Origin of the sequence: Serratia montpellierensis, from assembly GCF_020858655.1 — a bacterium.
In the GTDB taxonomy this organism is placed as follows: Bacteria; Pseudomonadota; Gammaproteobacteria; order Enterobacterales; family Enterobacteriaceae; genus Serratia; species Serratia montpellierensis.
The window spans coordinates 1032998-1040622 of record NZ_VOSN01000013.1 but is presented as its reverse complement, the minus strand read 5'-3'; the positions used below and the strand labels follow the sequence as shown (position 1 = coordinate 1040622).

The 7625-nt window shown below is 60.9% G+C and carries 5 protein-coding genes and 1 pseudogene; 1 reads left to right on the top strand and 5 read right to left on the bottom strand.

Annotation, left to right across the window (positions count from 1 at the left end):
- Window positions 1-396 precede the first annotated feature (396 nt).
- The 5 genes from FUU19_RS16695 to puuR form a co-directional block, all read right to left on the bottom strand.
- Window positions 397-1350, bottom strand: coding sequence for a siderophore ABC transporter substrate-binding protein (locus FUU19_RS16695; RefSeq protein WP_141967721.1), 954 nt, complete (start codon window positions 1348-1350; stop codon window positions 397-399).
- A gap of 55 nt (window positions 1351-1405) precedes the next feature.
- Window positions 1406-3394 (bottom strand): ligand-gated channel protein, encoded by a 1989-nt coding sequence (locus tag FUU19_RS16690; protein WP_141967723.1) that lies wholly within the window; start codon window positions 3392-3394, stop codon window positions 1406-1408.
- A 245-nt stretch (window positions 3395-3639) separates the two neighbouring features.
- Complete coding sequence (locus FUU19_RS16685; RefSeq protein ID WP_099817478.1) at window positions 3640-4635, bottom strand: ABC transporter permease; 996 nt, start codon at window positions 4633-4635, stop codon at window positions 3640-3642.
- Entirely contained in the window at window positions 4632-6143 is a 1512-nt protein-coding gene (locus FUU19_RS16680) for a sugar ABC transporter ATP-binding protein (RefSeq protein WP_230507240.1), read from the bottom strand. The genes FUU19_RS16685 and FUU19_RS16680 overlap by 4 nt, the downstream gene beginning before the upstream one ends.
- Window positions 6144-6299: 156 nt before the next feature.
- Window positions 6300-6857 carry an HTH-type transcriptional regulator PuuR gene (gene puuR / locus FUU19_RS16675; RefSeq protein WP_025303528.1) on the bottom strand — a complete coding sequence of 186 codons (558 nt, stop codon included), beginning with the start codon at window positions 6855-6857 and terminating at the stop codon, window positions 6300-6302.
- Window positions 6858-7252: 395 nt separating this feature from the next.
- Here puuR and FUU19_RS16670 point away from each other — a divergent pair.
- Window positions 7253-7625 (top strand): annotated as a pseudogene (locus FUU19_RS16670) (glutamine synthetase); the annotation flags it as partial.

Below are 7625 nucleotides of genomic sequence, written 5' to 3'. Positions count from 1 at the left end.
AAGGTCAACACCTGAGCTGGCTGCTACCGGGAAATCTGTCGCTTATGAGCTTCTGGTAGAGAAGTTGGAGATGAGCGCGGTGCTGGGCGCCCTTGAAGACGCCGAACGCAGGCATAGCGCATTAGGCGAAACCGCCATGGACGGCGGTTTCAGGTGAGACAGGCAGGGACGCCTGTCGCAACCGGCCTCAATGCGGTATGGCGGAGGGAGGGGAGTTGGCAAAGCCAACCGTCTGATAGGGCAAAGGCGCGGGTTGCCAGGGGCCGCGCCTTCGGCCCCTGGCTCGGTCGAGGTGCGTGAGCCACATGGGGCATCTCACTTTTATCGACCGAAAATGTCACTAACGCCTGCAGAAAAACGCTAACTGATCAGCATTGCGGCATCGCCGGGCTTTCTTTATCGTGCAGCGTGGTTCAGGGCCTCGCTCACGCGTTCGACGACGTGCTGGGCGGTGACGATGCCGCCGGACAGATACACCTCGGCCGCCGGCAGGTAAACCACCTGGCCTTTTTTCACCGCCGTGGTTTTCTTCAGCGCGGTGCCGGTGAGGATTTTCTGCGGTGCCACCGCGTTCGGCCGCCCGGTCGCGGCGTCTCTGTCGATGACGAACAGCCAGTCCGGATTCAGTTTGGCGACCTGCTCAGGCGTCAGCTTGTTGCCGCGCACGTCTTTTTCGTCGGACTGCAGCGCGGACGAGAAGCCGAGGGCGTCATAGACGAAGCTGAAACGGCTCTTGGGCGCGTAAGCGCTGATCTTGCCGCCGGAGAACAGCACAACCAGCCCGCGTCCGGCTTGGGCGGCCTGCGGTTTGACCACGGCGATCTGCGCATCCAGCTTATCGACCGCCGCCTGCGCCTGTTGCTGCTTATCGAACAGCTCGCCCAGCTGCAGGGTGCGCTGCTTCAGACTGCCCAACTGATCCTGCGGATCGACGGACATGTTCAGCGTCGGCGCCAGCGCGTTCAGCTCGTCATAGGCTTTGGACGCCCGGCCGGCGATCAGGATCAGATCCGGCTTGGCGGCGCGCAGCACGGCCATATCCGGCTCGAACAGGGTGCCGGCATTGAGGTATTTGTCATCCTGATAGCGCTTCAGGCTATCCGGCAAGTTCTTGCGGTTGCCGGGCAGCGCCAGCGGTTCGACGCCCAGCAGCTGCAGCGTTTCCAACGACGCGTAATCCAGCACCACGATGCGCTGCGGGTGCTTCTTCACCTCGGTGCTGCCGTTCAGGTGCTGGACGTTGACGGTGGCCGGGGTAGCGGCTACCGGCGTATCGGTTTTGCTGTGGCAACCCGCCAGCGCCATTGCGGCCAGCAGGGCGATCATCAGGGGGGAGCGGCGTAATCTCATGGAGCTTCCTCACGGTGATTGAATGAAAAGGGCGCGCAGCGCGCGCCCAGGGGCATCAGAAGTTGTAGGTCATGCCGACGGTGTAACGGCGGCCGTCCAGCGTGGTACGGTAGTGATCGTAATCCACGGTTTTGTCGAGGATGTTGTAAACCCCGCCGGTCAGCTGCAGGTTTTTCGCCGCCTGGTAGCTCAGGCCCGCATCGACGAAGGTGTAGGATGGCGTGCTGGTCGCCATCGAGGTGCGGCTCAGATATTGTGAGGTTTTGCTGCGGAAGTTAACGCGCGACCACAGGCTGAGGTCCTGCGTGGCACGCCAGTCCAGCACGGTATTCAGCATGTGCTTAGGCATCTGGTTGAGCGCCTTGCCCTGGAACTCGCCGCTCTTCTGCTCGGAAGAGGTGTAGGTGTAGTTGGTGTTCCACTTCCAGTCTTTGTTGATCTGCCAGCCGAAGGTGGCCTCTACGCCGCGCATATTGGCTTTGTCGACGTTGACGCGATCGCTGATAAAGTCGTAGGACGTGCCGCCGATGGTGCAATCCGGCGTGTCTTCACAGCGGCGCACTTCGGTGATTTTGTCTTTAAAGTCGGTGTTGAAGACCGTCACGCCGGCGTTAACGCCTTTCAGGCTATCCCACATCAGGCCGATTTCTTCGCTCAGGCTCTTCTCTGGCTGCAGATCCGGGTTGCCGACGATGATGCCTTTACGCACGCCGCCGCCGGTGACCTGCCCCCAGTTAGGGGAGGATTGGCGCAGATCCGGCGATTTGTACCCGGCGGAGACGCCGCCTTTCAGCGTCCACTGTTCGGTCAGGTGCCAGACACCGTACATGCGTGGGGTCCAGTGGCTGCCGAAGTTTTCATCACGGTCCATACGGATGCCGCTGGTCAGGCTAAAGTCGTTGGTCAGCGCCCATTCGTCTTCAGCGAACAATGCCCAGCTCCAGCGCGTCAGCTTGCTGAGACCTTGAGCCGATTCAAGCTGGTTGCCGCCGTCGCCCAGTTTTTCATAGCGGTATTGGCCGCCGAGGTTCAGCATGTGGGAACCCAGCTCGAACTGGTTCTGGGTGTTGAAGATGGTGTTGTAGGCCTTCATGTTACGGCCCGGGTTACCGGTTTCTTCGCGCTGCACGTAGCTGGTGGAGTTGCCGAAGTCGTAATAGCCGTTGTGGGTCAGCGCGTAGTTGGTGCGAGTGTATAGGCTTTCGCTGACCTCGGTTGGTGTGCACTTGCCTTTGCTGCAGCGCTCCGCCACTACCGATTTGCCCGGCGTGCTGTTGCGATCCTGCAGCGAGCGGCCGATTTCGAAATCGAATTCGTTTTTCTCGTCCGGCGTCAGGGTGAACACCGCGGTGCCGCTGCGCATGCGCTGTTCGTTGTAACCGTTGACGATTTTATCTTCCGCGCGGCGCGACAGCAGGCCGTTGACTCGCAGGCCGAGCAGGCCTTCAACCAGCGGGCCGGAGGCGTAGGCGTTGGTCTGGAACAGATCGCCGGAATCGCGGTTTTCCTGAACGGTGGCGTCACCGTGCAGCGAGCCTTTCCACTCGGTGCGTGAGGTTTTGCGGGTGATGACGTTGATCACGCCGCCCATGGCGTCGGAACCGTACAGCGAAGACATCGGCCCGCGCACCACTTCGATGCGTTCGATGGCTTCCAGCGGCGGCAGCCAGCCCTGTTCGATGCCGGCGTTGTCGCTGTTCGGGCGGGTGCTGCGGGTGTCGACGCGCTTGCCGTCCACCAGGATCAGCGTGTACTTGGAGGACATGCCGCGGATGCTGATGTCACTGCTGCTGGCGCCGCCGGTGACCACCACGCCCGGCACGTCTTTCAGTGCATCGGTCACATCGCGATAGGCCTTATCTTCGATCTGCTGGCGCGGGATCACCGAGATGGACGCGGCGGAGTCCTGAATTTTTTGCTGGAAGCCGGAGGCGGTGACGACCATGGTGTCCTGGGTGTCGTTCTGCGGCGCGGCCAGCGCGGCGGTGGCGCTGAGTGAGGCGACAACCAGAGCGGCGAGCTTGCTGTAACGTGGCGTTTCCATGAGGTGAACCTTTCCTGGGTTGAAGTGAAAGTAATTAACCAATTGAATTTCTAATGAAATTATTCATCGTTCGCTGAGAAATACTTCGCTTCGTCAGCGTTGCGTGAGGGTATTGTAAGGATTTTTTACTGAATGTAAACGCTAATGATAATCCATATCATTTGTATGCGGGTTCTGCTGACGGAAAAGAGTAACCGGATGAATTAAAGGGGAAAAGCGGCGCAGCGGGCGTGCGCCGGGGAGGATCAGCGTTTCTGGATGTAGGTGATGGCCAGCGCCAGCGCCAGCACCAGGCCTTTGATAATGTCCATGGCGTAGTAGGGCACCGACAGCATCACCAGGCCGTTTTGCAGCACGCCGAGGATCACCGCGCCGATCAGGGTGCCGAGCGCATTGGGTTTGCCGGAGCCCGCCAGCGAGAAGCCGATATAGGCCGCCGCCACCGCGTCCATCAGATAACCGCCGCCGGCGTTGACCTGCGAAGAGCCGATACGTGACGCCAGCAGGATGCCGCCAAGCGCCGCCAGCCAGGAAGAAATAACGTAAGCGGCAACCCTGTAACGTACGGTGCGGATACCCGACAGACGCGCCGCTTCGGGGTTGCCGCCGATGGCATACATGCGGCGGCCATGCTTGGTCAACGACAGGAACAGCTGCACCGCCACGGTGACCGCCAGCATGATCAGCACGATCACCGGCACCTGGCCGAGGGCGGAAAACACCTCCGGGATCAGGCCTTCCGCCATGTCGCCATTCGGCAGCACCATGTTTTGGGTGATGGAACCGCCGTAGCTGTAGGTCATCGCCACGCCCTGGATCACGAACAGGCTGGCCAGCGTCGCCAGCATGTCGGGGATTTTGAGCACCACGATCAGCAGGGCGTTGAACAGGCCGACCAGCGTGCAGAGCAGCAGCGTTACCACGATGGCGCCTGTGGTGCCGAACCCGTGCCAGACGAACAGTGAAATCACCAGCGCGTTGGCCAGCGAGGCGGTCGAGCCGACCGACAGATCGAAACCGCCGACCGACAGCGAGATGGAGACGCCGATGGCGATCACCGTCACGATGGCGATCGAACGCAGGATGTTGATGATGTTATTGGCATCGAGAAAGTTGTCCGACGCCAGGCCAAACAGGGCGATCAGCGCCGCGACGGTCAGCAACATGCCCCATTTGTAGAGGAAATCAAACAGCTGTTGGCGCCAGGGCAGCGCAGGCCGCAGGGCAAATTCTTTACTCACGCAGGGGTTCCTCCGGTGGAATAGAACAATAAGGTTTCTTCGTCGATGTCGGCGGCGTTCAACTCTGCCACGATGCGGCCGTCCCACAGCACGCAGATGCGATCGCACAGGCCAATCAGCTCGGCGAACTCGCCGGAGGCGTAAATCACGCCTTTACCGGCGCGGGCCAGGCCGTCGATCAGGCTGAACAGCTCCTGCTTGGCCTTGATGTCCACGCCCTTGGTCGGCTCATCGAAGATCAGCACCTCGGCGTCGCCGCGCAGCCACTTCCCGATCGCCACTTTTTGTTGATTGCCGCCGGACAGGCGCGCCAGCCGCTGTTGCGGGCCGGAGGCGCGAATGTTCAGACGCTGCATGATCTCGCGCGCCCAGCGCAGCTCTTGCCGCCGGTTGAACAGGCTCCAGCGCGAGAAGCTGTCGTCGGCGCTGACGCTCAGGTTCATTGGGATCGCCTCGTCGATGAAAATGCCCTCTTTGCGGCGCTCTTCCGGCACCAGCGCCAATCCCTGTTCAACCGACAGGTGCGGCGCGCGTGGCGCCCAGGGCTGCCCGCGCAGTTCGCCGCGCTCAAGCTGCACGGCGCCGGCGCCGAACAATGCCTTACACAGTTCGGTTTTGCCCGCCCCGGCCAGCCCGGCGATGCCGAGGATTTCGCCTTCATGCAGCCGCAGCGAAACGTCGCGCAGCTTGTGGCGATCGCGCAAGCCTTGCACCTGCAGCAGCGTTCGCTCAGGGTGCGGCGGGCGCGGCGGCGGGAAAATGTCGTCCAGCCGATGGCCGAGCATCTTCTCGACGATCTGTTCGCCGCTCAGCCCGCGCATGGCGTCTTCGCTGACGCGCCGGCCGTCGCGCAGCACCGTCAGCCGATCGCAAATGTCGCTCAGTTCGTGGATGCGGTGAGAAATGAACACAATACCAATGCCTTCGGATTGCAGGCGGCGCACCACGTTAAACAGGCGCTCGCTTTCGGCGCGATCGAGTGGCGCGGTCGGTTCGTCGAGCACCAGAAACCGGCAGCGGTGCGACAGCGCGCGCGCCAGCAGCACCTGCTGTTTTTCCGCCAGCGTGCAGTCCGCCAGGCGTCTGCGCGGGTTGAGCGGCAGCGCCCATTGCTGCAGCAGCTGCGCCGCGCGGCGGTGCAGCTCTGCCCAGTTCAGCCAGTGGCCCGGCTCGTTCAGCCAGTCCAGCATGATGTTTTCCGCCACCGATAGCGTGGGGATCAGCGCGACGTCCACCTCTTGTTGCACCACGTGAATACCGTGGCGGCGTGCCTGCAGCGGGGAGTGGATCGCCACCGGCCGGCCGTCGATCAGGATCTCGCCGCGATAATGGTCGTGGGCGCCGGAGAGGATCGCCATCAGCGTCGACTTGCCCGCGCCGTTGGCGCCGACCAGCGCGTGGATTGAGCCGCCCTGCAGCGTGAAGTCCACGTCCTGCAGCGCGTTGAAGCCGGCGAAGGCGATCGAAATATTGCGCATCTCGAGGCGCGAAGGCGTTGCGGTTGACATTGCGTAGTAAGGCCGTTTAGATGTTTAGATGGCTGTTTTGCTCTGTTGTAACACAGATTACGCCGTTGGCAACCAACAAAATGGCATAACGGCGATGAAAAACATCGAGAGGCAGGGGGCGCAACCCGTGTCAGGCTGCGCCGGAGCGATAAGCGGTCAGAAGGTGGTGGGGGTATGTGCGCTGACGATGCGGCAGATGCGCGCCGAAGTATTGCTGAAGCTGTGCGGGATGCCGGTGTTGATGGCGTAACTCTGGCCGGCGGTCAGGCAGTAGCTCTGGCCGTTGATGGTCAGCACGATCTCGCCCTCCAGAAGGGTGCCGATCTCTTCGCCCTGGTGCTTGATCTTTTCACCGGTGGTGGTGCCGGGCTGGTAGGTTTCCAGCATCATCGCCAGGTTGCGCGTGGGGCTGCCGTTGTGCACCAGCTTCATCGACACCCCCTGGCTGCCGATCTCAATCAGGTCCTCGGCGTCGATCACCACGCGCGGTTCGTCGGCGGCTTCCGGTTCGGCAAAGAATTCAGACAGCGACAGGCCATACACCTTCAGCAGCTTTTGCAGCGTGCTGATGGCCGGGCTGACCTTGTCCTGTTCGATGGTGCTGATCGCACTGTGGGTTAACCCGGACAGTTCGGCGACCCGGCGCTGCGACAAACCCAATTGCTGACGGATCTGCGACAGGCGTTTGCCCGGTGCCAAGCTGACTTCGCTCATAGCGGTACTTCCTTCTGGTAAGGGCGACAGGCAGAAATGAAGATCGCTATCGGGTGCCTGTCTGGTCGATAACGATGCTGCATGATATCGGTAGTTAGGGTGGGTTTGGAAAATATATTGCCCATGTTCACTCTCGGTGCGTTGGACAAAATAGTTGACGTGAAAATGGCAGCAAGGCCTTTTCGGTCAATATTTTATCAATTTAGCAGCCAGTGGCGAATAATCAAACAGGATTGTAACATTTGCAAACCCATTCTGTTAATACTATGTTTCATATTGTGGATGTTATTTTGAGCGCCCTGCAGCGGCGCGGCCTGACGAGAAATCCAATCATGTGTTGAATCGAACGGCGGACGGGCGCCAACGCGCCTTCAGAGCATAATGGCGGGTGACGTATGCAAACCAATAGCGCAGCAGTTGAACATTTTGCACAGCATCATGAAGAGAGGCGAAGTAGCGCGTTCCAAAATGAGGTCGCTCATTATTTGGAACGCCATCCCGCCACGCAGTATGTCGATATCCTTCTCACCGATCTTAATGGTTCCTTCCGCGGCAAACGCATACCCGTCTCTGGGTTGAAAAAACTGGAAAAAGGCAGCTACTTCCCCGCGTCGGTATTCGCCATGGACATCCTCGGCAACGTGGTGGAGGAGACCGGCCTTGGGCAGGAGCTCGGCGAACCGGACCGCGTATGCCTGCCGGTGCCCGGTTCGCTGACGCCGTCGGCCGCCGATCCGGAGCATATCGGCCAGGTGTTGCTGACCATGC

Coding starts and splice junctions, on each gene's coding strand:
- FUU19_RS16690 (WP_141967723.1), bottom strand. CDS start 3,394: ATGGAAACGCCACGTTACAGCAAGCTCGCCGCTCTGGTTGTCGCCTCA.
- FUU19_RS16695 (WP_141967721.1), bottom strand. CDS start 1,350: ATGAGATTACGCCGCTCCCCCCTGATGATCGCCCTGCTGGCCGCAATG.
- puuR (WP_025303528.1), bottom strand. CDS start 6,857: ATGAGCGAAGTCAGCTTGGCACCGGGCAAACGCCTGTCGCAGATCCGT.
- FUU19_RS16680 (WP_230507240.1), bottom strand. CDS start 6,143: ATGTCAACCGCAACGCCTTCGCGCCTCGAGATGCGCAATATTTCGATC.